This is a genomic window from Mycobacterium sp. UNC410CL29Cvi84, from assembly GCF_000686745.1.
GTDB classification, from domain to species: domain Bacteria; phylum Actinomycetota; class Actinomycetes; order Mycobacteriales; family Mycobacteriaceae; genus Mycobacterium; species Mycobacterium mucogenicum_B.
On the sequence record NZ_JMLM01000003.1, the window covers coordinates 375,275 to 400,783 of the forward strand.

Annotated in this window: 21 protein-coding genes; 6 read left to right on the top strand and 15 right to left on the bottom strand. The window is 69.0% G+C overall.

Features of this window, described 5'->3' with window-relative positions; all coding sequences use genetic code 11:
* Positions 1-20: 20 nt before the first annotated feature.
* The 9 genes from fadD32 to glf form a co-directional block, all read right to left on the bottom strand.
* Positions 21-1,904 (bottom strand): long-chain-fatty-acid--AMP ligase FadD32, encoded by a 1,884-nt coding sequence (gene fadD32 / locus BR47_RS0107815; protein ID WP_020099541.1) that lies wholly within the window; start codon positions 1,902-1,904, stop codon positions 21-23.
* A 241-nt stretch (positions 1,905-2,145) separates the two neighbouring features.
* Positions 2,146-3,162, bottom strand: coding sequence for a carboxylesterase Culp6 (gene culp6, locus BR47_RS0107820; protein ID WP_029119145.1), 1,017 nt, complete (start codon positions 3,160-3,162; stop codon positions 2,146-2,148).
* A gap of 114 nt (positions 3,163-3,276) precedes the next feature.
* A complete protein-coding gene (locus BR47_RS0107825; RefSeq protein WP_177127350.1) occupies positions 3,277-4,146 on the bottom strand; it encodes an alpha/beta hydrolase in 870 nt (289 codons plus the stop codon).
* A 244-nt stretch (positions 4,147-4,390) separates the two neighbouring features.
* Positions 4,391-5,392, bottom strand: coding sequence for an esterase family protein (locus tag BR47_RS0107830; protein WP_029104783.1), 1,002 nt, complete (start codon positions 5,390-5,392; stop codon positions 4,391-4,393).
* 163 nt (positions 5,393-5,555) lie between these two features.
* On the bottom strand, positions 5,556-7,550 hold the full coding sequence (gene aftB, locus BR47_RS0107835) for a terminal beta-(1->2)-arabinofuranosyltransferase (protein WP_029119146.1): 1,995 nt from the start codon (positions 7,548-7,550) through the stop codon (positions 5,556-5,558).
* A complete protein-coding gene (locus BR47_RS0107840; RefSeq protein WP_020099546.1) occupies positions 7,547-8,461 on the bottom strand; it encodes a decaprenyl-phosphate phosphoribosyltransferase in 915 nt (304 codons plus the stop codon). Before BR47_RS0107840 ends, aftB begins: the two co-directional genes overlap by 4 nt.
* Positions 8,458-8,997 carry a phosphatase PAP2 family protein gene (locus BR47_RS0107845; RefSeq protein ID WP_029104784.1) on the bottom strand — a complete coding sequence of 180 codons (540 nt, stop codon included), beginning with the start codon at positions 8,995-8,997 and terminating at the stop codon, positions 8,458-8,460. The genes BR47_RS0107840 and BR47_RS0107845 overlap by 4 nt, the downstream gene beginning before the upstream one ends.
* Positions 8,998-9,032: 35 nt before the next feature.
* Positions 9,033-10,982, bottom strand: a complete 1,950-nt coding sequence (locus BR47_RS0107850) for a glycosyltransferase (RefSeq protein WP_020099548.1) — start codon at positions 10,980-10,982, stop codon at positions 9,033-9,035.
* Positions 10,983-10,987: 5 nt separating this feature from the next.
* Positions 10,988-12,217, bottom strand: a complete 1,230-nt coding sequence (gene glf, locus BR47_RS0107855; RefSeq protein ID WP_020099549.1) for a UDP-galactopyranose mutase — start codon at positions 12,215-12,217, stop codon at positions 10,988-10,990.
* A 201-nt stretch (positions 12,218-12,418) separates the two neighbouring features.
* Between glf and BR47_RS0107860 the strand changes: the two genes are divergently transcribed.
* On the top strand, positions 12,419-13,417 hold the full coding sequence (locus BR47_RS0107860) for a hypothetical protein (protein ID WP_029104785.1): 999 nt from the start codon (positions 12,419-12,421) through the stop codon (positions 13,415-13,417).
* Positions 13,418-13,572: 155 nt separating this feature from the next.
* Positions 13,573-15,189 (top strand): N-acetylmuramoyl-L-alanine amidase, encoded by a 1,617-nt coding sequence (locus BR47_RS0107865; protein WP_036420122.1) that lies wholly within the window; start codon positions 13,573-13,575, stop codon positions 15,187-15,189.
* Between the two features lie 10 nt (positions 15,190-15,199).
* Here BR47_RS0107865 and BR47_RS0107870 read toward each other — a convergent pair whose 3' ends face one another.
* The 3 genes from BR47_RS0107870 to BR47_RS0107880 are packed head-to-tail and all read right to left on the bottom strand — an operon-like array spanning position 15,200 to position 17,527.
* Positions 15,200-16,012, bottom strand: a complete 813-nt coding sequence (locus BR47_RS0107870) for a Cof-type HAD-IIB family hydrolase (protein ID WP_020099552.1) — start codon at positions 16,010-16,012, stop codon at positions 15,200-15,202.
* The gene (locus BR47_RS0107875; protein ID WP_029119147.1) at positions 16,012-16,749 is read right to left on the bottom strand and encodes a lysophospholipid acyltransferase family protein; all 738 of its coding nucleotides are present in this window, start codon (positions 16,747-16,749) and stop codon (positions 16,012-16,014) included. Before BR47_RS0107875 ends, BR47_RS0107870 begins: the two co-directional genes overlap by 1 nt.
* A 4-nt stretch (positions 16,750-16,753) precedes the next feature.
* The gene (locus BR47_RS0107880; protein ID WP_020099554.1) at positions 16,754-17,527 is read right to left on the bottom strand and encodes a lysophospholipid acyltransferase family protein; all 774 of its coding nucleotides are present in this window, start codon (positions 17,525-17,527) and stop codon (positions 16,754-16,756) included.
* A gap of 52 nt (positions 17,528-17,579) precedes the next feature.
* Between BR47_RS0107880 and BR47_RS0107885 the strand changes: the two genes are divergently transcribed.
* The 3 genes from BR47_RS0107885 to BR47_RS0107895 are packed head-to-tail and all read left to right on the top strand — an operon-like array spanning position 17,580 to position 20,214.
* Positions 17,580-18,257 (top strand): aminoglycoside phosphotransferase APH(3'), encoded by a 678-nt coding sequence (locus BR47_RS0107885; protein ID WP_029119148.1) that lies wholly within the window; start codon positions 17,580-17,582, stop codon positions 18,255-18,257.
* Between the two features lie 38 nt (positions 18,258-18,295).
* A complete protein-coding gene (locus BR47_RS0107890; RefSeq protein WP_029119149.1) occupies positions 18,296-19,846 on the top strand; it encodes a Rieske 2Fe-2S domain-containing protein in 1,551 nt (516 codons plus the stop codon).
* Positions 19,843-20,214 (top strand): hypothetical protein, encoded by a 372-nt coding sequence (locus tag BR47_RS0107895; RefSeq protein WP_051634668.1) that lies wholly within the window; start codon positions 19,843-19,845, stop codon positions 20,212-20,214. The genes BR47_RS0107890 and BR47_RS0107895 overlap by 4 nt, the downstream gene beginning before the upstream one ends.
* 20 nt (positions 20,215-20,234) lie before the next feature.
* Here BR47_RS0107895 and BR47_RS0107900 read toward each other — a convergent pair whose 3' ends face one another.
* Together BR47_RS0107900 and BR47_RS0107905 are read right to left on the bottom strand one after the other, a co-directional pair.
* Positions 20,235-20,483 (bottom strand): hypothetical protein, encoded by a 249-nt coding sequence (locus BR47_RS0107900; protein WP_110772322.1) that lies wholly within the window; start codon positions 20,481-20,483, stop codon positions 20,235-20,237.
* A 69-nt stretch (positions 20,484-20,552) separates the two neighbouring features.
* A complete protein-coding gene (locus BR47_RS0107905; RefSeq protein WP_029119151.1) occupies positions 20,553-21,362 on the bottom strand; it encodes a DUF5718 family protein in 810 nt (269 codons plus the stop codon).
* Positions 21,363-21,467: 105 nt separating this feature from the next.
* Here BR47_RS0107905 and BR47_RS29990 point away from each other — a divergent pair, with 105 nt between their 5' ends.
* Positions 21,468-22,193 (top strand): hemerythrin domain-containing protein, encoded by a 726-nt coding sequence (locus BR47_RS29990; protein ID WP_036426902.1) that lies wholly within the window; start codon positions 21,468-21,470, stop codon positions 22,191-22,193.
* On the opposite strand, the gene BR47_RS0107915 is transcribed toward BR47_RS29990, so the two are convergent.
* Positions 22,190-25,507 carry an ATP-binding protein gene (locus BR47_RS0107915; RefSeq protein WP_029119152.1) on the bottom strand — a complete coding sequence of 1,106 codons (3,318 nt, stop codon included), beginning with the start codon at positions 25,505-25,507 and terminating at the stop codon, positions 22,190-22,192. The two genes, BR47_RS29990 and BR47_RS0107915, sit on opposite strands and share 4 nt — an antisense overlap.
* Positions 25,508-25,509: the final 2 nt, after the last annotated feature.

A 25,509-nucleotide genomic window follows, 5' to 3' on the forward strand; every position in this document is an offset into this window, starting at 1 on the left:
ACAGGGGAGCCGGGTGAGGGTCAGTTCAGATCGTCGGGGAAGGCGTTGGCCACCTTGCCGCTGCGCAGCGTGCCGTCCAGGTACGCCGCACGGGTGGCCCGGCGGCCGATCTTGCCGCTGGAGGTACGGGGAATGGCGCCGGCCGCGGTCAGCAGCACGTCGCGCACGGTGACGCCGTGACGCACCGCGATGGCCGCGCGGATGTCGTCGACGATCGGTTGCGGTTCGAGCTTGTGCGCACCCGGGGCCCGCTCGGCGACGATGACCAGCTGCTCGGAGCTGTCGTCGGGATCGCGCTTGAGGCCCGAGTGGGCGTCGGCGAAGACCTGGTCCGGCAGTTGGTTGGCCGGCACCGAGAACGCCGCGACGTAGCCGACGCGCAGCGCCTTGCTGGCCTCCTGCGCCGAGTACTCGAGGTCCTGCGGGTAATGGTTGCGGCCGTCGATGATCACCAGGTCCTTGACGCGACCGGTGATGTACAGCTCGCCGTCGTGGTAGGCGCCGTAGTCGCCGGTGCGCACCCACGTGGCGTCGTCGGCAGCGCCCTCGGCATGCGACGGGTTGGTGCGCGACTTGAGGGTGTTCTGGAACGTCTCGACGGTCTCTTCGGGCTTGCCCCAGTAGCCGGTGCCCATGTTGGCGCCGCTGATCCAGATTTCACCGATCTGGCCGTCGGGCAGCTCGGTGGCGGTCTCGGCGTCCACGATGACGGCCCACTCGTCGACACCGATCTTGCCGGCGCCGGCCTGCGCGACCGCCTTCGGCGAATCGTCCGGGACCACCACGAAGGTGCCGGTGTTGAGGGCGTCGCGGTCCACCGACACGATGGTCGGCTCGTCGGACGACGGCGTGGTCGACACGAACAGCGTCGCCTCGGCCAGGCCGTACGACGGCTTGATGGCCTTGGACGGGAAGCCGAACGGGCCGAACGCCTCGTTGAACCGGCGCACGGTGGCGGCCGAGATCGGCTCGCTGCCGTTCAGCACGGCCTTGACGTTCGACAGATCGATCGGTTCCTTGGGCACGCCACGGGCGGCGGCGTGGTCGAACGCGAAGTTCGGGGCCACGGAGATGACACCGCCGGTGTCGCCTTCCTTGCGCGCCATCTCACGGATCCAGCGCTCCGGGCGACGGACGAAGGCGGCCGGGGTCATGAACGTGAAGCTGTGGCCGATCATCGGCGCCAGCAGCGCGGTGATCAGACCCATGTCGTGGAAGAACGGCAGCCAGGACAGACCGCGGTCGCCCTCTTCGCCCTCGAGGGCCTCGACGACCTGCACCACGTTGGTGGCCAGGTTGAGGTGCGTGATCTGCACACCGGTCGGGATGCGGGTCGAGCCCGAGGTGTACTGCAGGTAGGCGACGGTGTGCTCGTCGACGTCGTCGAAGGGGATCCAGGTCGCGGCAACCTCGTCCGGCACGGCGTCGACGGCGATGACACGGGGACGCTCGTTGGCCGGGCGGCTGCGGAAGAACTTGCGCACGCCCTCGGCGGCGGCGGTGGTGGTCAGGATGGCGGACGGCTTGCAGTCATCGAGCACGGCGTGCAGACGGCCGACGTGGCCCGGCTCCGACGGGTCGAACAGCGGCACGGCGATGCGGCCGGAGTACAGGACGCCGTAGAACGCCACGAGGTACTCGAGGTTCTGCGGGCACAGGATCGCGACGCGATCGCCGACCTGGGTGACCTGCTGCAGCCGCGCGGCCACCGCCTTGTTGCGGGCGCTGAACTGCGCCCAGGACAGGTCTTTGGCCTCGCCGTCACGCTCGATGGAGTAGTCCAGGAACCTGAAGGCCAGCCGGTCGCCGCGGACCTTCGCCCAGCGTTCGACGTGCTTCACGATGCCGGCGCCGTCCGGGAAGGTGATCTTCCCGTTCTTGACGAACGGGTTGTGGAACGCCATCAAAATCTCCTGTCACAGCCTGCCGCGCTGGTTACGTCGTATGCGGCCAGTCACGCCAAATCCCGGGAAATGGTACCGGGCGGTAGCGATAAGCCACCCCAAGATGCTCAGTCAATGATAAGACCGTGCTCTTAGCTATCTCTTAATGTTAGGTGACGCGTATTCGCAGGCCAAATCGCCCCACCGCTTCGGCGGGCCGAACATGGACCCAGTTGTACTCGTCAGTAGCCAACGCCTGATGTCAGCCGTGTTTGGGGTGCGGCGCGTTGTCGACGAGGTCCTTCGCCCAGTTCAGTGTCCACTGTGTCGAGGTCTGCCCGTCAAGGGTCCAGAACTGCGGCGTGTTGTACAGCGCGTGCACCGGTCCCGCCGCACTACCGGACAGGGTGGCCAGCGTGCTGGGCAGGTTCACGACGTTGAACGCCTCGGTCGGCGCGGCGCAGATCAGGTCGCCCTTACCGCAGATCTCGTTGACCCGGTCGTTGAGCGCACCGAAGCCGCCGACGCGCGGTCCGGTCATGTTGAGCCCGAGCATGCCGAGCGGCAGTTCGTGCAGCGTGATCTCGGCGCCCTGGCCGGGAGGGTTGGGGCCGATGTCCTTGCCCACGTCGGGCTGGCGGCGGCCGTCGGCGATCAGCGTCACGCCGAGCACCAGATCCTGGTCGATGGGACCGCGGCCGTTGCCGATGTCACTGGCGATGTCGCCGGCGATCACCGCGCCCTGAGAGAAGCCGATGATGACGAAGCTCGTCAGCGGGCACCGGTTGTTGATGTCCGTGATGGCTTCGACGGCCTTCTTCTTGCCCTCTTCGCGGCTGTCGTTGTACGACATCTGGTTGTCCGCGGCCAGCGGGTTATGGAACTGCGCGGTGTAGGGCACCGTGTACTGCGCCAACCGGTCGGCACCGAACTGCTGGCCGAGCGGGTTGCTGACGTTCAGCAGCAGCGCGATCGGGAACGACGGCGTCGGGTTCAGCGGGTCGAGCGCCCGCGAGGACTCCCAGGTGCCCGGGATCGAGATCAGCTGCACATCGGGGCAGTCGGCCGACTGGTAGGCCGGACGCGGCTTCGACGGCTTCGTGGTGGGACCGGACGTCGGCGGCTGCGCCGAGGGCGGCGTCGTCGGGCCCGGAATCTCACCGGGCTGACGCAGCCACACCACGATCGCGAAGGCGACCACGATGACCAGCAGTGCCACCGCACCCGCCGCGGCAATGGCGAGGATGCGATGGCGGCGGCGGCGATTGTTGGTGGCCATGTGGTGTGAGGTCTCCTGCGGGCTGAATCAAGCGGTTGTCATCCGAATCTAGTCAGCAGGCATCACGGACTGGTCACGCCGGCGGGTTCCGTCGGCAATATCACTCCGGTTGAGCTAGCGGATGACGCTCACCAATTCGCCCGACATGGCACCGAGCTGACCGCTCCAGCTGCCCCAGTCGTGCTGCGGGCCGTCCGGGAAGTCGAAGTGCCCGTTGTGGCCGCCCACGCTGCGGTAATGCGCGTAGAAGGCGCGGTTGCTGCCCTGCGCCTGGTCGCAGTAACCGATCATCGCGGCCGGGTCACTGCAGGTGACCGTCGACGGGCTGAACACCCAGACCCGGGTGTTGTTCTGGTTCAGCAGGCTCACGTGCACATCCGGGTCGTGCCACTTCCAGCGGCCCAGCTGCGGGGCGCCCCACATGCCGTAGGTGTCCACACCGCCGAACTCGCGCATGCCGGCGGTGATGGCGCCGTTGAACGTCGTCGAAGACGGGGTCAGGAATCCCGACAGCGAGCCCGCGAAGCGGAACCGGTCCGGGTGGAACTCGGCGAGGGCCAACGCGGCGGTGCCGCCCTGGGCCGCTCCGACGACACCGTGGCCGTTCGGGGCCAGGCCCTTGGTGGCGGCCAGATAGTCCGGCAGCTCCTGGCTCAGGAACGTCTCCCACTGCTTGCTGCCGTCCTGCTCCCAGTTGGTGTAGAAGCTGAACGCGCCACCGGCCGGGGCGACCACCGAGATGCCCTTACCGGCCAGCGTGCCCATGGCATTGCCTGCGGTGACCCAGTTGCTCACGTCCGGGCCGGCGTTGAAGGCGTCGAGGAGATACACGGCGTGCGGGCCACCGGCCTGGAACGTCACCGGGATGTCCCGGCCCATCGCGGCCGAGGGCACCATCAGCGTCTCCACGCCCGCGGCGTGCGCGGTTCCGGTACCCGTCAGGAGGCCGCCGGCCAGCACTACCGCCGCCGCCGTCGCGGCCATCGTCCGGAACATTGCCTGCAGCCCCATAACCAACCTCACCTGTTCGTGATCGTCGAGCGTCCTGAACCCGCGTTGTAGTGAACCACATCACCTCGACAGATGTCCCGGACAAAGGGAGGGAACGTTGCCAGCGGATGGGGTGATATTCGTCTACCCCTACGTAAACGACTGGCGGCGACGACCCGTGAAGGTCGCCGCCGCCAGTGCGAGTTGTTGCCAGAGGATTTACCTCAGGATCAGGTTGTTACGCCTGTCCCGAAGCACCCAGCACGCGCTGCAGGTCAGGCTTCATGGCCTGCAGCTGCTGGCCCCAGTAGCCCCAGTCGTGGGTACCGCTGTTGGGGAAGTTGAACACACCGTTGGTGCCACCGGCAGCCAGGTAGGTCTGCTGGAAGGTGCGGTTGGTGCGGATGGTCAGGCCCTCGAGGAACTTGGCCGGCACGTTGTCGCCGCCCAGGTCGCTCGGGTTGCCGTCGCCGCAGTAGACCCACAGACGGGTGTTGTTGGCGACCAGGGTGCCGATGTTCACGAACGGGTCGTTGCGCTTCCAGGCGTTGTTCGGGTCGCCGGTGGAGCCCCACATGTCGTCGGCCTTGTAGCCACCCGCGTCACCCATCGAGATGTTGACCAGGAACGGCCACCAGCCCTCGGACAGGTTCAGGAAGCCCGACATCGAGCCCGCGTAGATGAACTGCTGCGGGTGGTAGATGGCGAGGGTCATCGCGGCCGAACCGGCCATCGACAGACCGACAGCAGCGCCACCGGTCGGCTTGACCGACTTGTTGGCCTGCAGGTAGGCGGGAAGCTCCTGGGTCAGGAAGGTCTCCCACTTGTAGGTGGAGCAACCGGCCTTGCCGCAAGCCGGCTTGTACCAGTCGCTGTAGAAGCTGGACTGACCGCCGACGGGCATGACCATCGAGATGCCCGAGCCGTTGTACCACTCGAAGGCGGCGGTGTTGATGTCCCAGCCGTTGTAGTCGTCCTGCGCACGCAGACCGTCGAGCATGTAGACGGCCGGCGAGCCGGCGCCACCGCTCTGGAACTGGATCTTGATGTCGCGACCCATGGCCGCGGACGGAACCTGCAGGTACTCAACCGGCAGACCGGGACGCGAGAAAGCCCCTGCAGTCGCCGTTTCACCGACGACACCGACAAGACCGGGCAGCGCTGCCGCGGCAACGGCCGCAACCGCCATCCGGCGCGGCATGGCCTTGGCCATCGACCGCATCTTCCCAACGAAACTCATACCGCTCCCTAATCTTTCCTATGACGGCGTACGGACAACCCTCATCCCCGCCTCTGCCGTTGAGGTGACGATCAGGCCGGGCGCACACGCCCGAGTGGTTATCGCCGCATGGTTCACCGGCGTTACCTACGCTTCAGACCGTGCCAGCGCTCGTGCGCTGAAACTACGGACCGGTAGCCGGTAAGCCAGTGTAAGGGGTCGACAGCCTCGGAGGCACATCGAGCCCACAGCGGTGCAGCTCGTATAACGGCACGCGATCGATCCGGTAACGCGTAAATGTGAACGCGTGTACCAGATTTGACATGAACCGATGGAAGCCCATGGGAGCCCGCACCGAACTCAACATCGTCTCCGTCTCCGGGCACGTCAGCGCGACCGCCGCCTGCGCCACCCAGTCCTGGTCCAGATACGTCGGAATCCACGGTGGTTTGCGCAGGAACGGCCCCTCGGCGACGGCCCAGTCCGGGAACAGGTCCTTGTCGTGGCCGATGCGCGCGTCGTCCAGTCGTGCCGTGTGCGCGGCCAGCGGGTTGGCCAGCCCGATCTGGTCGATCACCCGGACCTCGAGCGGCAGGTTCATGCCCATCATGCCCAGGTTGGTGAAAAAGACTGTGTGTGGACCCTTTTCGAACCAGTTGGGCGGCGGCGGCGACGTCGGGTCCGGTACCGGCGGCGGCATGGCCGGAACCACGTCCCACTGGTCGTAGTTGCCCGACGGCAGCAGCAGTGCGCCGACCGGGGTGTTGTCGATGGCCGTCAGTACCGCCCGCATGCGCGGGTAGTCGAGGTAGTCGGCAGCCGTCAGCGGATGCGCGTGCCCGGTGGCCTGCGAGTAGAAGCGCCGTTCGTCGACGATGCCCGAGTAGGTCACCCGGGTGGCGTCGTACCCGAGCCCCGGTGAGTTGGCGGCCCACAGCGACCAGCCGACCACCGCCAGCCACAGGACCGTCGTCGTACCGGCCAGCGCGTAGCCGACCTCGCGGGCGATGTTCTTACCGTCGGGCAGCACGATCGGGATCACCGCCACCGGGATGACCAGGCAGAACAGCGGCACCAGCAGCACCCGGCCGTGCATGAAGTCACCGCCCTGGCGCAGCCAGTACAGGCCCTGCACCAGGCCGCTGCCGGCCATGAAAACAACTACGGCCGTGGGACTTTGAATCCGGCGGGCCAAAAGGCTGTAGCCGCGGGGCGCGGTCTGGCCCCACCACGGCCGGCTGTGAGTGACGAACAACACAATCGCCAGCGCCACGGTCAGCACCGCGGGGATCCACAACAGGTAGGGCCGGTTGAAGTTGCCGAGGTAGACGAAGCCCTGCTGCCACTTGGATCCGGTGGCGTCCTTGGCCAGCGCGGTGATGGGCACCAGCAGGCCGTAGTAGCCCATCCGGAAGATCTCGTAGGCGATCGGGAGCAGACCACCGGCCACCAGGATCACGACGCGGCGGCGCTTGCCCCGGGCCGCGACCAGCTGCATGACGAGCGCCACCCCGCCGATCAAGGCGAGTTCGGGGCGTACCAGGACCGACAGGCCGGCCAGACAGGCCAGGGTGCCGTCGAATCGGGCGCCGGTCGCGTTGGCATCGGCTTCGCGGGCCTCGGGTGGGGCCACGCGCAAGGCCTGCGACCAGCACACCATCATCCACCAGAGCAGCCCCAGGTAGGCCATGACGAGGCCGTTCTCCAGGCCCGACGTCGCGAAGTCACGCGCCGGCGGCACGGCCATGTAGACGAGGGCGCCGGCCGGCACCAACAGCGCGCGGCGGCCGCGCAGGCCGGGGGCGTACAGCCGGCCGGTGCCGAGCATCGCGAAGACCAGGCCCGCCACGCTCAGCGTCAGCGCCAACGCCAGGGCCACGTACTCGAGCTGCACCGAGCCACCGATCCAGGCACCGAGGGTGACCAGATAGGTCCACAGCGTCGAGGTGTTGGACTCGACGCGCTCACCGACGTTGAAGACGGGGCCGTTGCCGGCCAACAGGTTTCGCACCGTGCGCAGCACGATGAGGCCGTCGTCCGCGATCCACCGGCGCTGCCAGGCGCCCCAGCCGAACAACGCGGCGGACACCACGACGCTCAACCACAGGCTGATCCGCGCGGCCCGGCCATACGGGAAGACCGGCCCGCGCAGCAATTGCTGTGCGGGCGAATCGATCACCGGATCAGTCCGGGCAGAATCGCAGCGACGAGCGTTGCGACCAGGGCGACGCCCAGCAGCTGCAACACCCGGTCGTTCAGCACGATCTCCTCGGGTTCACCCGCCGCGCCGCTGTCGACGTCGACGGCATAGCGCAGGATCGCGACGGTGAACGGCACCATCGACACCGCGAACCACGGGCCCTTGTTGCCCTCGAAGGCCCACAGGCCGTAGCAGAGCACCACGGCGGTCGCCGACAGCGTCCAGACGAACCGCAGGTAGCTGCTGGTGTAGGACTCCAGCGCTTTACGGATCTTGGCGCCGGTGCGTTCGGCGAGTTGCAGTTCGGCGTAACGCTTTCCGGCCGACATGAACAGCGAGCCGAACGCGAACACCAGCAGGAACCACTTGGACAGCGGGATGCCGGCGGCCGCGCCACCGGCGATGGCGCGGATCAGGAATCCCGACGAATTGATGCAGATGTCCAGCACCGCTTGATGTTTCAGGCCGAAGCAGTAGGCCAGTTGCGTCGCGAGGTACACCGCCATGACGATCGCCAGGCTGGGCGTGAGCCACCACGAGATGGCCAGCGAGCCGACACCGAGCACGACGGCCAGCGAGTAGGCCAGCTGTACCGACACGACGCCGGCGGCGATGGGCCGGTACTGCTTCGTCGGGTGCACCCGGTCGGCCTCGACGTCACGGGCGTCGTTGATGAGGTAGATACACGAAGCGGCCATACAGAACACCACGAACGCGACACCGACGGCCTTGAAGACCTCGGTGTAGCTGTAGTGGGCCCCGACGCCGAGCGACGCCAGCGGTGCGGCCAGGACCAGGACGTTCTTCACCCATTGCCGCGGCCGCAGCGCCTTGACGATGCCGGCGGCCAGATTCTTCGGCGGCCCCAGCTCCTGCGTCTGTTCGGTCATACCCCAGCCTTCGGTTCGCGCTTGGCAGTTCGCTCCGAAACCGCCCCGACTGATTCGGCGACCACGGTTCCCACCACGACACCGGTGAGCACGTCACTGGGGTAGTGCACGCCGAGAACCAAGCGGGACAACGCCATCGGCGGTACCAGGAACCACGGCAGCGGCAGGCCCGTGGCCCGGCCGATGAGGATGGCCGCGGCGGTGGTCGACGTCGCATGCGCCGACGGGAAGCTCAGCCGGCTCGGGGTTCCGACATTGACGGCGATGGCCGGGTGTTGCGGGCGTTCACGTTTCACCACCCGCTTGATCAGGACGGCGGCCGCATGGGCGAAGAAGGTGCCGACACCTGCGGTCACCCAGGCCCGGCGGCGCTGCGGCTGCAGCAGCGCGCCCAGACCACAGACGGCGAACCAGCCCAGGCTGTGCTCACCGAAGTACGACAGCACGCGGGCGCCCGCGAGGACGCCGGGACGACCGGTCAGCGCGGACTGGACACCGACCAGGATGGCGTCCTCGCCGCGGGGGACGTCAGCAATGACGTCGCCCTCGATGCCTTCAGCGCCTTCGAGGCTCACCGGGCACCAGCCGACTCGGTCTGGGAGGCCAGAAGCACGGTCTCCCACTTCTCCTTGCTCGTCAGCTCCGGCAGTGCGTTGCGGTACACCTTCCGCATGCGGTTGAACTTGCGGGCCAGCAGCGCCTGGCGCTTGAGCGACTCACGCAGCAACTCGAACATCTTCTCGCGGTCGCGCTGGCGGTAGACGACGCCGCGACCGTCGGCGGTGGTGACGGTGACACCGTCGACCATGCACAGCGAGAACCAGCGGGCATCCTGCGTCGCGACGTTGATCTGCGGCCGCACATGGTGTTCCGGGTCGTGCGGCTTGAGCTGGTTCACCACGCCCCGCGTCAGCCGGATCGCGATGGCGGGCAGGCTGGTGGGAATCTTGACCTTCCGGCGCCACTTCTTGTCGGACGGCGCGGGCAGCGCGGTCGCGCTCTCCAGCACCACCGCGTCCGGGTACTCGGCACGCATGGCGCGCACGTCGGGCAGTGCGGACTCGAGGATGGTGAACAGGTTGTCCGGCCCGGCGAGGAAGTCGTCCATCGCCCGGTTCTGGATGGCCACCGTCGAATACTCAAGGCACAGAAGGTGTTTCATGGTCGCCTTGAAGTGGCTCGCCACCAGGCCACGGATGTTGCCGTCCCAGTGCAGCGCCGCCACCACGAGGCGGTTGCGCAGGTGGAAGTACGCCTGCCAGTCGATGGCGTCGTCCTTGTCGCTCCACGCCATGTGCCAGATCGCCGCGCCGGGCAGGGTCACCGTCGGGTAGCCGTGCTCGCCGGCGCGCAGGCCGTAGTCCGCGTCGTCCCATTTGATGAACAGCGGCAGCGGCTGGCCGAGTTCCTCGGCGACCGCGCGCGGGATCATGCACATCCACCAGCCGTTGTAGTCGACGTCGATGCGGCGGTGCAGGATCTTGCTGCGGTACTCCTCCTCGTCGGCGAGGGGATATTTCGCGAAGTTGTGGTCGTACTCGGCGTTGATGGCGTGCGTCCACATGAAGTTCGCCGAATCGACCATCTCACCCATGACGTGCAGGTGCGAGGGCTCCTGCAGGTTGAGCATCTGGCCGCCGACCAGGGTCGGGGTCTTGGCGAACCGGTTGAACGCCAGCGCCCGCAGGATCGAGTCGGGCTCGACACGGATGTCGTCGTCCATGAACAGAATCTGTTCGCAGTCAGTGTGTTTCAGCGCCTCGTACATGACGCGGCTGTAGCCGCCGGAGCCACCGAGGTTCGGCTGGTTGTGGATGGACAACCGGTCGGCCAGCGGGGCCGCGGCCGCCGCGAAGTCGGGGTGATCCTTGACCTTGTTGGCACCCTGATCGGACACGATGACCGCACCGATCACCTTGTCCACCAACGGATCCGACGTCAGCGCCGCGAGTGCGTTGACGGCGTCCGCCGGGCGGTTGAAGGTCGGGATACCGACCGTGATGTTCGCGTGGCCCGGCGCTTCCACGGGGGCGTACCACCCGGCGTTGTGCACCGTCACCGCGCTGTCGGTGGTGATGTCGAACCAGATCCAGCCGCCGTCCTCGAACGGTTCCAGGCCGATCTCGAACTCGACCACGGCCGGCAGACCGTCCTCACCACTGGCGATCTCGCTGCCGCCCACGGTGATTCGTGCGCCGGTCGCCTTCGACCGGTAGACGTCGACACGGGCGCTGCCGGTCAGCTCGACGCGCAGCACCACCGACGTCAGGATCGTCCAGCGGCGCCAGTAGCTGGCCGGGAACGCGTTGAAGTAGGTGGCGAACGAAACCTCGGACTCCCCACCGATTTCCAGCGTGGTGCGGGTCGGGGCGTGCGCGCGCCGGGCGTTGGTGGACGACTCCTCGATGTACAGCTTGCGGACGTCGAGGGGCTCACCCGGACGGGGCAGGATGACCCGCGACAGCAGGCTCACCGCACGGGATTCTCCCGACGCCAACGCGCCGGATGGGATGTCGCTCATGGTCTTCAGCTACTTTCTGCACCGGCGAGTGCCACGCCGTCACGAAGATGCGGCATCAGCACGTTGTCGTACATGTTCAGCGCACTGGCGATGGCCATGTGCATGTCGAGGTACTGATAGGTGCCCAGCCGGCCCCCGAACAGCACGCGGTTCTCCTCGGTCTCGGCCTTGGCCCTGGCGCGGTAGGCCGCCAGGATCGCGCGATCCGAATCGGTGTTGATCGGGTAGTACGGCTCATCGTCGTCGTTGGCGAAGCGCGAGTACTCCCGCATGATGACGGTCTTGTCCGTCGGGTAATCCCGCTCGGGGTGGAAGTGCCGGAACTCGTGGATCCGGGTGAACGGCACGTCGGGGTCGTTGTAGTTCATGACGGGCGTGCCCTGGAAGTCTCCGATGGGCAGCACTTCCATCTCGAAGTCCAGGGTGCGCCAGCCCAGCCGGCCCTCGGAGTAGTCGAAGTAGCGGTCGAGCGGGCCGGTGTACAGCACCGGGGCGCCGGGGCTCTCGGCCCGCAGGCGGTCGCGCACGTCGAACCAGTCGGTGTTCAGCACCACGTCGATGCGCTCGTCGGCGGCCATGTTCTCCAGCCAGGCGGTGTAACCGTCGACCGGCAGGCCCTCGTACGTGTCGTTGAAGTAGCGGTTGTCGAAGTTGTAGCGCACCGGCAGGCGGCTGATGATCGACGCGGGCAGGTCCTTGGGGTCGGTCTGCCACTGCTTGGCGGTGTAGCCCTTGACGAAGGCCTCGTACAGCGGCCGGCCGATCAGCGAGATGGCCTTCTCTTCGAGATTCTGCGCGTCGTCGGTGTTGATCTCGGCGGACTGCTCGGCGATCAGGGCACGGGCCTCGTCCGGGCTGAAATAGCGCCCGAAGAACTGCGACACCAGACCCAGCCCCATCGGGAACTGGTAGGCCTGGCCGTCGTACATGGCAAAGACGCGGTGCTGGTAGCCGGTGAAGTCGGTGAACTGCCGCACGTAGTCCCACACCCGCTGATTGGAGTTGTGGAACAGGTGGGCGCCGTACTTGTGCACCTCGATGCCGGTTTCGGGCTCGGCTTCGGAGTAGGCGTTGCCGCCGAGATGGTGACGGCGCTCGACGACCAGCACCCGCTTGTCGAGTTGGGTTGCCGCGCGCTCGGCAATCGTCAGTCCGAAGAATCCGGAGCCGACGACGATGAGGTCATAAGGGCCGGAGGACTGGCTCGCAGCGCCCCGGGAATCAGCGGAGGTCATCGGCGTTCAGGGTATCCGACAGAGGCCGTCCGGCCCGAAAACACCCGGTCGGGTCGGGCAGTGCGCGGGCCGGTCGCAATTCGCTCACGATTCCGCATCGTCACTCTAATCCCACTAATCACAGCTTTAACATCGATTGCGTCAGTACCGACGACTCAGCAAGCCAGCTCGAGCCGTACCCCACAGATTGAGGAGACTTCCGTGCCTAACCGACGTCGACGCAAGCTCTCGACAGCCATGAGCGCAGTCGCCGCCGTGGCCGTCGCAAGTCCGATCGCACTCGTGGCGGTCGCCGAGATGACCCCGGCAAACCCGACTCCGCAGCACCGGGAATTCGTCCAGGCCGCGCTCGTGACCGACCTGCCCAACGAGGTCATGTCCGCGCTGTCCCAGGGCCTGTCCCAGTTCGGCGTCAACCTGCCGAACCTCATGGGCGGAGCCGCGAGCTCCCCCAGCCCGCTGACCGGCGGCCTGACCCCGCAGACCGGCCTGACCCCCGGCCTGGGCACCACCCCCGGCCTGACGCCGCCGGCCGGCCTGACGCCGGCGGGTGGACTCACTCCGCCGGCCGGCCTGACCCCGGGCCTGGGCACCACCCCGTCGACCGGGCTCACCACGCCGTCGACCGGGCTGACCGCACCTGGCCTGACCCCACCGACCGGGGCGACCGCACCCGGCCTGACCCCGCCGGCCGGTCTGGGCGCCACCAGCCCGTCGTCGCTGACCCCGGGCCTGGGTGGCCTGCCCAGCGCCGGTCTGACGACCCAGGGCGCGACCCTCCCGAGCGTGAGCACGCCCGGGTTGACCGCTCCCGGCCTGAACGCCACGGGTCTGACGACGCCGTCGATCAGCGCGAACCCGGCCGGACTCGGTGCTGCCGGTATGCCGATGACCGATCCCAACGCGAGCCTGGGCCTCGGCCCCGGCCAGGGCCTCGGTGGCAGCTACCCGATCCTCGGTGACCCGTCGGTCGGACTGGGCGGCGGCGATGGCCTCGGCCTCGGCGCGGCCCCGAGCAGCGGTGGCGGCGGTCTGATCAGCGACCTGACCAGCGCGGCCAACCAGCTGGGTGCGACCCAGGCGATCGATCTGCTGAAGGGCATGGTCGTGCCGGCCATCACCTCAGCGGTGAAGTCCGCTCAGGCCGCCCCCGCGGCAGCCGCCGCGGCCGCACCCGCAGTGGCCGCTCCCGCGGTCTGACATCCGTCACACACAACTGAAGACCTGTAACCGAGACGGCACCGCAGAAGCCCCAAGGCTCTGCGGTGCCGTTGCGGCGTCTTGCAGAGAATTGACAGCACAGTAATCCGTGTCGAAACACGGGTAACACCTGACACATACGTAACATTCGCGCTGTGCCGCGCCGTCGTCCCGCACCGTCAATACTGTTGTCCGCCCTGGCGGCGACCGTCGTGATGGTGCCGTTGGCCGTCAGCGGCATCCCGGGCATCCCCGGTCTGACGGACGACAAGCCGTCGGCGCCCGAGCTCCGCACGCAGCCACTGGCCGGCGTCGGTGGCGGACAGACCGTCCGGGAAATCCACCAGGACACTCCTTTCTCTTTGGTCGCGCTCACCGCGTCCGACTTCACCGGAACCTCGGCCCGGGTACGCGCCCAGAAGGCCGACGGATCCTGGGGCCCGTGGTACGAGGTCGAGGCGCCCGACGGCGTCGGGGAAGCGCATGCCACCACGCGCGGCACCGAGCCCGTGTTCGTCGGCCGCACCAACACCGTCCAGATCGCGGTCACCCGGCCCGCCGAAGCCGCCGCCACGCCGCCCGCCGGCGACCGGCCGCAGGGTCCTGGCCTCGGGTACCGCCCCGTCGACGTCGAAAAGCCGTTGGGCCCCAGCATGAAGGCGGTGCTCATCAGCCCGCCGGAGGCACCGGCCGACGTGCAGTTCCAGCCGACCGCGGTGTCGGCGCCGAACCAGCCGCCGAACATCATCAGCCGAGCCCAGTGGGGCGCCAACGAGAGCGTCCGCTGCGGGCAACCGGTGTACGACCCGGGTGTGCGGGCAGCCATCGTGCACCACACCGCCGGCAGCAACGACTACGCGCCCGAGGATTCCGCGGGCATCGTCCGGTCGATCTACGAGTACCACACCCGCGAATTGGGTTGGTGCGACATCGCTTACAACGCGCTGGTCGACAAGTACGGACAGGTCTTCGAGGGCCGGTTCGGCGGTATGACGCGGCCCGTCGAGGGCTCGCACACCGGTGGCTTCAACGTCGACACCTGGGGCGTGGCCATGCTCGGTGACTTCGACGCCGTGCCCCCGACCCCGTTGCAGCTCAAGATGACCGGCCGGCTCATCGGCTGGCGGCTGAGCCTGGACCACGTCAACCCCCTCGGCAGCGTGGTGCTGACATCGGGCGGCGGCTCGTTCACCCACTTCCCCGCCGGCGCGACGCCGACGCTGCCGACGATCTTCACCCACCGCGACGTCGGCAACACCGACTGCCCGGGCAACGCCGCCTACGCCGCCATGGGCGAATTACGGGACATCGCAGCCTCTTTCACCGCCCCGCCCGGTGCCCTGAGCGCGATGGACATGCTGCGCGGCGGAGCCATCTTCGACAAGTGGCAGGCAATGGGCGGCGCGTCCGGCCCGCTCGGCGTCGCCACCTCACCGGAGGCCGCGGCCGACGGCCACACCCGCTACGCAACGTTCGACCACGGCGCCATGTACTGGTCACCGGCCACCGGCGCGCAGCCGCTCACCGGGGCGCTCTACGACGCCTGGGGCGCACTGGGTTTCGAACGCGGCGCCCTCGGGCTGCCGACCAGCGGCGAAATCGGCGAACCGCAGTGGATCGTGCAGAACTTCCAGCACGGCACCCTCAACTTCGACCGCGAGAACGGCACCGTGACGCGTGTCATCGACGGTGTGCCGCAAGAACTTCCACCGCCGCCGAAGCAGGAGCCGGTGCAGCTCGAGCGGTTCAGCCGGATCGAGATGCAGAGCTAACGGGCTCGGGCTAGAGCCACCAGCGTTCGAGCACCCGGGCCACCCCGTCGTCGCTGTTGGTCGTGGTGACCTCGTCGGCGGCCGCCAGGGCCTCCGGATGCGCATTGCCCATCGCCACGCCCAGTCCGGCCCAGGTCAGCATTGGGATGTCGTTGGGCATGTCGCCGAAGGTCACGACGTCCTCGGCCGTCAGACCCAACGGGCGGATGACCTCGGCGACCCCCGTCGCCTTGCTGATGCCCAGCGGCACCACCTCGATGAGCCCGTTGTTGGTCGAATAGGTCAGGTCGCCCGTGACGCCGATGTGCGGCGCCAGCGCCGCGGCCAGATCGGCGCTGTGCGCGCCCGCCTTGCGGATCAACAGCTTCACCGCCGGCACGCTGAGCATGTCCTCGACCGAGACCTCGGTGTTGTCCGGGTTGTGCCAGGCATGCTCGTAGCCCGGTGAACTCGCGAACTGCGGCATGGACTCGTCGAACGCGGTGCGGCCCACCCGTTCGACCGCCAGCCCGACACCCGGGATCACCCGGGTCGCGATCTCGGCCAACTCGCCCAACGCATCCGGGCTGAGGGTGTGGGCCGAGACGATCCGGTCGGTCGCCGAGTCGTAGAGCACCGCGCCGTTGGCGCAAACCGCCATCGGCGCGAGTCCCAAGGCGTCGACGACCGGAGGAATCCAGCGCGGCGGCCGGCCGGTGGCGAGCACGAACTTCGCGCCGTTCGCGACGGCGGCCTGCACGGCGGCGCGGGTCCGCGGCGTCACCCGCTCATGGGTGTCGAGCAGCGTGCCGTCGACGTCGGTGGCAATGAGTGCGGGCAGCATCACCGGCCCCCAGTTGCCCGGCGGGCCCGCTCGGCCTTCTCCAGCACTTCGGCCTCCTCGGGCGTCGGGGCGCCGCCGCCCAAGCGGCTCGGCACCCAGTACTCACCCGCCGGATGCGGGTACTCCTCCTGCACAGCGTGCAGCTGCTCGGTCATCGTCTGCTGCAGCGTCGCCATCAGCTGCGCGACGGGACCGTTCGCCTCGATCGGCGCGCCCACCCGAACGATGACCGGAATCTTCTTGCGGCCCAACCGTTTCGGGTGGTCCTTGGTCCACATCCGGTGCACGCCCCAGACGATCACCGGGATGATCGGCACCTGCGCGTCGAGCGCCATCCGCGCCACACCGGTCTTGAACTCCTTGAGTTCGAAGCTGCGGCTGATCGTGGCCTCGGGGTACACCCCGACCAGTTCCCCGGCGCGCAGCCGCTCCACGGCGATGGGATACGCGTCGCCGCCGGAGCTGCGGTCGACGGGGATGAGCCCGGCCCGCTTGACCAGGAAATTGCCCATCGGCACCTGCTGCACCTCGGCTTTGAGCATGAAGCGGACCCGGCGCCGCCGATGCGTGGCGGCCAGCCCGGCCGGCAGGAAGTCGACGTACGCGGTGTGGTTGATCGCGATCACCGCACCACCGGTATCCGGAATGTGTTCCAGCCCTTGGTAAGTGATCCGGGTTCCCGTGGCGGCGACGGCCGCCTTGGCGGCAATCTCGATGCCGCGGAAAACTGGCTCCATGGCGCTACTCCGGCGCACCTTCCGCCTGCCGCGCCGCCCGACGTGCCGCTTTCTCGCGAGCTTCGTCGAGGTCCATCTGGTCGGCCTCGGCCAGCGTCGGCGCCCCACCACCCAGCCGGTGCGGCACCCAGAACTCGCCTGCGGGATGTTCGGGATAGCGGTCCTGGACTTCCGACAGCAGGTGCTGCATGCGGGCGTGCAGCAGCGCCGTCAGCTCGGCGGCGGGCAACGTCGGGTAGATGGGCTCACCGACGTGGATGAAGATGGGCACCTTGGGACGACGCATGTTGCGCGGATGACCCTTGGTCCAGATCCGCTGGGCACCCCAGATGATGTGCGGGACGATCGGCACGTCGGCCTCGATGGCCATGCGGGCCGCGCCCGACTTGAACGCCTTGATCTCGAAACTGCGGCTGATGGTGGCCTCGGGATAGACGCCGACGAGCTCGCCTGCCTTGAGTTGCTTGACCGCCTCGGCGTAGGACTCGGCGCCGCTGCCACGGTCGACGGCGATGTGGCGCATCTTGCGCATCAGCCAGCCGCCGTACTTGTTGTCGAAGACTTCCTTCTTCGCCATGAACCGCACCTTGCGGCCGCGCTTCTGCATGACGGCGGGCAGCCCGGCGAACGTGAAGTCGAAGTAGCTGGTGTGGTTGATCGCGACCACGGCGCCGCCACTGACCGGCAGGTTCTCCGCGCCTGTCACGGTGAATTTCAGACCCTGCGCCCGCCACACCGTGCGCGCCAGCTTGATCACGGTGCCATATACCGGTTCCACGGGGATCAGCCTAGTGCGGACCGTCGGTACCGGGCGTGGAAAGGTCGGTCAGGTGACGTTTCCCAGTGGCCCCGTCCCCGTTCCCGACGTCGTCGACACACTGGCCGCCGGCCGTCCCGTGACCGCGGTCTGGGAGAACGAACTCGGCGGCGTGACGTTCGCCATCGGCGCGGGTGCCGAGTACGTGAAGACCTATCCCACCGAGCACGCGCCGCTGCTGACCGACGAGTCCGTCCGGCTGCGCTGGGCCGTTCGGTACATCGCCGTCCCGCACGTGCTGGGCGAGGGCCCGGGCTGGCTGCACACCGCGGGCCTGCCCGGGCGCTCCGCCGTCGACCCACTGTGGTCCGACGATCCCGAGACCGCGGCCCGCGCGATCGGCGCCGGCCTGCGGGCCATGCACGACGCGTTGCCCGTCGCGGACTGCGGTTTCGGTCGGCCCTCCTGGGTCTCCGACGTCCCAGACCCCGACCGGCTCGTGGTCTGCCACGGCGACGCCTGCGCGCCGAACACCCTGCTGAGCGACGACGGCGTGTTCGTCGGGCACGTCGACATCGGGGACCTCGGGGTGGCCGACCGGTGGGCCGACCTGGCGATCGCCACCATGTCCCTGGACTGGAACTACCCCGGCAACTACGAGGCCGCCCTGCTGGACGCCTACGGGGTGGCGCGCGACGACGAACGCATCGACTACTACCGCTCGCTCTGGGACGCTCCGGAATCCGGCTAGACTCGCTGGCGAACTCGTCACCGCCAAAAGGGGCATTAGTGCAGGTCACAAGCGTTGGACACGCCGGATTCCGGATCGATACCGCCGCGGGCAGCATTCTCTGCGACCCGTGGGTGAACCCGGCCTACTTCGCGTCGTGGTTCCCGTTCCCCGACAACAGCCAATTGGACTGGGACACGCTCGGCGACTGCGACTACCTGTACGTCAGCCACGTGCACAAGGACCACTTCGATCCGGAGCACCTGCGCGCCCACGTCAACAAGAACGCGACGGTGCTGCTGCCCGACTACCCGGTGCCGGACCTGCGTCGTGAACTCGAGGCGCTCGGCTTCCACACGTTCTTCGAAACCACCGATTCGGTGAAGCACCGCGTCAGCGGGCCCAAGGGTGACCTGGACGTCATGATCATCGCCCTGCGCGCCCCGGCCGACGGCCCGATCGGCGACTCGGGTCTCGTGGTGTCCGACGGTGAGACCGTCGCGTTCAACATGAACGACGCCCGCCCGATCGACCTGGACATGGTGGGCACCGAGTTCGGCGACGTCGACGTGCACATGCTGCAGTACTCAGGCGCCATCTGGTACCCGATGGTCTACGACATGCCGGCCCGCGCCAAGGAGGCCTTCGGCACCCAGAAGCGGCAACGGCAGATGGACCGCTGTCGCCAGTACATCGCGCAGGTGGGCGCCACCTGGGTGGTGCCGTCGGCCGGCCCGCCCTGCTTCCTTGATCCCGAATTGCGTTGGCTCAACGACGATCACGACGATCCGGCCAACATCTTCCCCGACCAGGCGGTATTCCTGGACCAGCTGCGCAGCCACGGCCACGACGGCGGCCTGCTGATGATTCCCGGCACGGTGGCGACGTTCACCGGCTCGACGCTCGACGCGCTCGTGCACCCGATTCCGGACGCCGAGGCCGAGGCGATCTTCACGACCGGCAAGGCCGACTATATCGAGGCCTACGCGCAGCGCATGGCACCGGTGCTGGCCGCAGAAAAGGCTTCGTGGGCACCGGCTTCCGGCGATTCGCTGCTGGAGCCGCTGCGCGCCAAGTTCGAGCCGATCATGGTGCAGAGCGACCAGATCTGCGACGGCATCGGCTATCCCGTCGAGCTGCGGATCGGCAGCGAGACCGTGGTGCTGGACTTCCCGAAACGGGCTGTGCGGGAAGCGATTCCGGACGAGAAGTTCCGCTACGGCTTCGGCATCGCACCCGAACTGGTGCGCACCGTGCTGCGCGACGACGAGCCGGACTGGGTCAACACCATCTTCCTGTCCACCCGCTTCCAGGCGTGGCGCGTCGGCGGCTACAACGAGTACCTGTACACGTTCTTCAAGTGCCTGACCGACGAACGCATCGCCTACGCCGACGGCTGGTTCGCCGAGGCGCACGACACGTCGGCGTCAATCGATATGGGCGGCTACGAGATTCAGCGCCGGTGCCCGCACCTGAAGGCCGACCTGTCGAAGTTCGGCATCGTCGAGGGCAACACACTGACCTGCAACCTGCACGGGTGGCAGTGGAACCTGGACAACGGCCGCTGCCTGACCTCCAAGGGTCATGAGTTGCGGAGCACCAAGCGGTGACGAGCGCCCAGTCCGGGCCGCGCTCGGACGCGCACTACGACGACGGCCAGATTTTCCTGGACCGGCAGGCGATCACGTTGCGCCGCTACCACTTTCCGTCGGGCACGTCGAAGATCATCCCGCTGAGCGCCGTCCGTGGCTACAAGGCCGAGTCGCTCGGCTTCATCATGGACCGGTTCCTGATCTGGGGCGGCACCGACCCGCGCCGGTGGCTGCCGCTGGACATCTGGCGGCCCATCAAGTCGACGCTGGTGACCCTCGACGTCGTCGGCACCACCCCGGCGCCCGCCTGTACCCCGTTGCGGCCCAAGGAGTTCCTGGCCACGCTCGACGAGTTATTGGGAGACCAGGCCGCTCGTCGCGGTTGACGAAATCTCAGCCGGTCGCGCTACCACCTGGTGCCATCGAGCCCGGGAATCACGCACCGCCCGTCCGCGGCGACGCGGCCGATGAGCATGCCGTCATAACCCGTACACGACGCGTTGAGCGGCTCGCACGTGTTGATGGACGTGATCACCTTGTCCTGGCCACACGGGGTGCCCGGACCGGGTGGATCGGCGGCGGCCACAGCAGTGCTGAAGCCCAACGCGAGCATTGCCGTGGACGCGAGGACGAGAGAGCGGGTCGAGTCGAACATCATGGACACCTCCGGCCGATGGCCCCGACGTGCACCAATGCTACGCCGAAATCCGGGAGGTGAACCAAGCTAATCGGCGGTCCGCACCGTCTGCAGCAACTCGGAGACGTCGTCGGAGGCGGTGTCGTACACGCGCACGATCGCCCGGTCGCCCGGCTTGAGGTACGTGGACTCCCCCAGCTCGGTGTAGCGCGTCGCGCCGATGCCGACGAGCAGGTGCGCCGGGCGTCCGCTGGCCACCATCAGGGCGCCGACATCCTCCAAAGGCGTGTCGTCCGAACCCTTCTGGTTCGCCAGCCGGTCCACGATCCAGTCCAGCAGCTGCGTGCCGTAATAGGAGTAGCCCAGCAGCGGGCTGTCCTGTCCGTACGCCTGCTCGACGCCGCTGCCGTCGTCGAGGAAGCTGGCCAACCGCAGCGACGACGTCGGACCGTCGGGGCTCAGGTCGTCGATCGCAAAGAACTGCGGGGCCACCCCCTTGGACGCCGGGCCCCAGTTCTTCTTGTGGCTGATCTTCGGGGCGTTCGGCCGGCGGATGGAGCAGTCGTTGAACGCGCCCAGCGCGAACGGCCGCAGCCCGACCACGCGGTCGCCCGACCACGACACCTCGCACGCCAGCCCGACCTCGGGCTCGATCTGCAGGTTCAGCGGGGTGTCACTGACCGGCAGCTGGACGGCATCGGTCGACAGCGGGAACTCGCCCAGAAACGTGTTGCTGCTCGGCGCGTACCACGGAAAAATACCCTTCGGCGCCCCGCCCTCGGACCGGACGTTGACGAAATCGACTGCCTCCCCGGCCTGTTCGAGATGGCCGGCGAAATTGCCCGCCACCCCGAAGCCGAACCAGCCACGCATGTCGTCCAGGTCGAGATCGATCATGGCTGCCACCCTACTGCGGCCGTGACCAGCGCCGACAAGCCACAACCAAGTCGCGCTTAAGTCACGGGCACCAGGCTGTGCACAACCGATCATGAGGAGTCTGCTGTGCCCACCTCCGTCCCCGTCGTCAGCGTCGCACCCCGCCAGGCCGGCGAGCCCAGGCCCGACCTGCTGGGCATCACGCTGGCGCACCGCGCCATGCTCGTCGACCTGGTCCGGCTCACCGAGCTCGCCAAGGCCGTGCGCGACCGCGACATCATCTGCACGCCCGCCCGGGCCCGCGCCATCTCGCAGTACATCGAGATGCTGTGCGACTCGATCCATCACCACCACAGCACCGAGGACACCGTGCTGTGGCCGGTCATCCAGGCCAGCGTCGGTGCTCACCTCGACCTGAGCGAACTCACCGACGATCACGCCGCGCTGGATCCGCGCCTGGATCAGCTGCGGGCCCGCGCCGCGGCGTTCCGGCTGTCCAACGGTGACCGCAAGGTCGCGTTCCTGATGGCGTTCGAACTGGCCGAACTCACCGCGCTGCTGACCGAGCACATCAACGACGAAGAACTCGACCTGTTCCCCCTGATCACCGAGCACGTGTCGGTGGACGACTGGGAGGACGTGGAGGCGGCCGCCCGCGCCGGCAGCCGGATGTCGTTCGACGGCCCGCGCTCGCTGGCCGTGATGACCGACGACGAGCGCGCCTCGATGGCGGGCAAGCTGAGCATCGGGTTGCGAGCCTTCCTCGCGGTGCTGATGTTCCGGCACCGGCGCGTGGTGCGCACCGTCTTCGGCGACCTCGCGGAGAGCCGGCTCGAGGCCCTGGCCGACTAGTCGATGAAACTCAGCGCCTCGGCCGCGAGCCGGGACCGCAGCGCCTCGGCGGCCTTGCGGTAGGCGCGGGCGTCGTCGGGCCGGCCCAGCGCCTCGGCGGCCGCGGCCAGCGCGTCGTCGACGGGCCCGACCATGAGCCCGTCGACCCCGAGCCCGGCGATGCTGCCGGAGTAGCGCTCGAGCTCGGCCGCGCGGGCCCGCACCTCGTCGAGGTCACCCATCGCCGCCGCGGCATTTACCCGCAGCACGGTGAACGGCACCCAGAAGTAGGCCCGCTCGATCGGCTTGCGGTCCGGCCAGAGCGCCCGGGCCTCGGCCTCGCGGCCCCGCGCGACCAACGCCAGTACCGCCGCGTCCAGCGCGGCGACCGATATCTCGCGGTAGAAGAACACCAGCTCGTCGGCCAGGGTGCCCAGGTCGCCGAGGCAGAACTCACCCGTCACCCGGCCGACCATCGCCAGCTTCGCGCCGTTGGCGGCGCCGTTTTCGGCCATCCGCGCGGCCAGGTCGGTGTAGGCGCTCACCGCCTCCTCCAGCCGGCCGGCAAGGAGGTACATCCGGGCCTGGAACAGGCCCAGCACACCGAGCAGATGGACCAGCTGGCCGGTGCTCGCGCGCGCCACCGCGAGGTCGACGTGGCGCTTGGCCGTCGCCAGGTCGGAGCGGTTGCCGGCGGCCAGCGACAGCAGCCAGTGCGCCACCGCCTGGTAGTCGGCCTGCTCGGCGGCCTCTGCGGTCTGCAGCAGTTCGGCGGCGAGGACGTCGCGCTCGGCGTCCAGGTCGGGGCCGAGAGCACAGAAGGCGTGCACGTTGAGCGCGGTGCACAGCAGCCGGCCCGTCCCCGGATCGTCGGCGAACACCTGCCGCGCCAGCGCGAGCATCTCGGTGCTGGCGGCCAACGCGCCCTCCGGGTCGTTGCCCTCCAGCTCGACGTAGAGCGCCTTCAGCAGCCGGATGCGGTCCGCGGCCGTCACCCCGGAGCCGGCCAGCACGTGCCGCAGCAGCCCGATCATCTGGCCGTCGGATTCGTCGTACTCGCGGTCGCGCCACACCAGCGGGGTGTCCCACGCGGTGAGGATGCGCACCACCAGATCGTCGCGCGACCGGCCCGACACCAGCTGCAGCGCGCACTTCATCTCGCTGCGCGCGGTGACGGCGTCGCCGGACTGCGCGAGCGCGGCGATCAGGCCGCAGCGGACCTCGATGTCCTGATCCAGCATCGCCACGCTCGGCGCGAGCTGCCGGCTGGCGGCGAGTTCGAGCATCTGGACCGCGGCGCGCCACTGCCGGGCCGCTTCGGCGTGGGCGCCGACCGAACCCGCGTCACGCGCCGCGGCGGTCGCGAAATCGGCTGCGGCCGAAGCGGTTTCCGCGGTTGCCGAGGCGACGGCATGGTGCGCCAGCGCGGCCTGGTCGACCGAGCGGCCGGGTGCGCGCAGCAGCTCCAGCGCCGCGGCATGCAGCCGGGACCGACGCAGTTTCGAGGTGTCCTCGTAGAGGGTGTCGCGGACCAGCCCGTGCGCGAACTGCAGCCGGCCGGGCGTCGGCTCGTCGAGCAGGCCCAGCAGCACGGCCGGTTCCAGGGCGTCGAGCAGATCGTCGGGATCACTCCGGCCCAGCTCGGCCAGCAGGTCGACGTCGATGTCGCGGCCCAGCACGGCGGCCTGGCGCAGTGCGGTGACCGTCGGGCCGGGCAGCCGGGCGAGCCGGCGCCGCAGCACGTCGCGCACCCCGACCGGCACCGACGCCCACACCGCGTCGGGCCCCTCGGCGGCCATCAGCCGGGCCAGTTCCCGCACGAACAGCGGGTTGCCGCCGGTCCGTTCGCGCAGCAGGCGAAGCGCCTCGCCGCTGGTCGTCAGTCCGCAGTCGGCGGCGACGGCGGCGGTGGCCGCGGCGTCCAGGCCGCCGAGGATCAGGTGCGCCGACGTGTGCACCGTCAGCGCCGCCCGCGCCACCTCGAGTTCGCCGCGATCCTCCGACGGGCGGTACGTCGCGATGACCAGCACGCGGCGGTCCTGGATGCGGTCGGCGACGAGGCGCAACAGCTCCAGCGTGAGGCCGTCGGTGCGGTGCAGGTCGTCGAGGACGACGGCCAGCGGCTGCTGGTCGGCGACGGCGCTCAGGGCGTCGGCGACCGCCTGCCCGAGCCAGAACGTGCCCTGATCGGCCGCGGCGCCGTCGTGCAGCAGCGGGGCCAGCGCCTGCCGGTCCTGGTCCGTCGCGTCGACCAGCTCCCGGAGCACCTCGGTCCACGCCCACCCCGCCGGCGCGCCGTGGACCTCCTGGCACCGGCCGTGCACGGTCCGCCAGCCGGCCGCGCGCAGCCGGGCCGCGGCGGCCGCCGCGAGCGTGGTCTTGCCGGAGCCCGCCTCGCCGCCGATCCACAGCACCGCACTGGCACCGGTGTCGACGCTGCGTGCCGCGGCGTCGATGGCCGCGAGCTCCTCGGCCCGGCCGTACGCGACGAGGCCCGCCGGTTCGCGCGGCGCCGCGTCCGGAACCTCCGGCGCCGTCGCCCGGAAGGGCGCGGGCCGCGACGGTTCCAGATGGTCGGCCTGCCGCAGGATGTCGCGCTCGAGATCACGCAGGGCGCGGCCGGGCTCGAGACCCAGCTCGTCGATCAGGTGCTCGCGGGTGCGCCGGAGCACCTCGAGCGCGTCGGCCTGCCGGCCCGTGCGGTACAGGGCGGTCGCCAGGACCGCGGCGGCGCCTTCCCGTCCCGGATGCGCGGCGACGTGCCCCTCCAACGCCGCGACCGCGGTGCCGTACCGGCCGAGCTCGACGTGCGCGGCCGCCTGACCTTCCACCGCGGCCGACCGGAGTTCGGTCAGCCGGGACACCTCCGGCACCGCCCACAAGGCGTCACCGGCCCCGGCGAACGGCTCGCCGGCCCAGCCGGCCAGCGCCTCGTCGAGCAGCTGGGCACGCCGCACCGGATTTGATTCAACTTGCGCCGCAGTCACTTTCGATTCGAAGAACCAGGCGTCGACGGCGTCGTCCGGCAACCGCAGGCAGTATCCGGGCGCGGCGCTGACCAGTATGCGGGCCGGAGCCCGGCGCTGCCGGCCGGGTTCGAGCACCCGGCGCAGATGCGAGACGTAGACCTGCAGCGCCGACAGCGCCTTGGGCGGCGGTTCGCCCTCCCACAGGTCGTGGATGAGCCGGTCGACCGACACCGTGTGCCCGCGGGCCGCCACCAACCGGGCCAGCAGCGCCCGCTGCATGCGCGCGCCCAGGTCCACCGGGTCGTCACCGACCCACGCCCGCACCGGACCGAGCACCGTCACCCGAACCGGTTGTGCCACCGTCATGC

Coding starts and splice junctions, on each gene's coding strand:
- fadD32 (WP_020099541.1), bottom strand. CDS start 1,904: ATGGCGTTCCACAACCCGTTCGTCAAGAACGGGAAGATCACCTTCCCG.
- culp6 (WP_029119145.1), bottom strand. CDS start 3,162: ATGGCCACCAACAATCGCCGCCGCCGCCATCGCATCCTCGCCATTGCC.
- BR47_RS0107825 (WP_177127350.1), bottom strand. CDS start 4,146: ATGGCCGCGACGGCGGCGGCGGTAGTGCTGGCCGGCGGCCTCCTGACG.
- BR47_RS0107830 (WP_029104783.1), bottom strand. CDS start 5,392: ATGAGTTTCGTTGGGAAGATGCGGTCGATGGCCAAGGCCATGCCGCGC.
- BR47_RS0107840 (WP_020099546.1), bottom strand. CDS start 8,461: ATGACCGAACAGACGCAGGAGCTGGGGCCGCCGAAGAATCTGGCCGCC.
- BR47_RS0107850 (WP_020099548.1), bottom strand. CDS start 10,982: ATGAGCGACATCCCATCCGGCGCGTTGGCGTCGGGAGAATCCCGTGCG.
- glf (WP_020099549.1), bottom strand. CDS start 12,217: ATGACCTCCGCTGATTCCCGGGGCGCTGCGAGCCAGTCCTCCGGCCCT.
- BR47_RS0107870 (WP_020099552.1), bottom strand. CDS start 16,012: ATGCTGCCCGCACTCATTGCCACCGACGTCGACGGCACGCTGCTCGAC.
- BR47_RS0107875 (WP_029119147.1), bottom strand. CDS start 16,749: ATGGAGCCAGTTTTCCGCGGCATCGAGATTGCCGCCAAGGCGGCCGTC.
- BR47_RS0107900 (WP_110772322.1), bottom strand. CDS start 20,483: ATGTTCGACTCGACCCGCTCTCTCGTCCTCGCGTCCACGGCAATGCTC.
- BR47_RS0107905 (WP_029119151.1), bottom strand. CDS start 21,362: ATGATCGATCTCGACCTGGACGACATGCGTGGCTGGTTCGGCTTCGGG.
- BR47_RS0107915 (WP_029119152.1), bottom strand. CDS start 25,507: ATGACGGTGGCACAACCGGTTCGGGTGACGGTGCTCGGTCCGGTGCGG.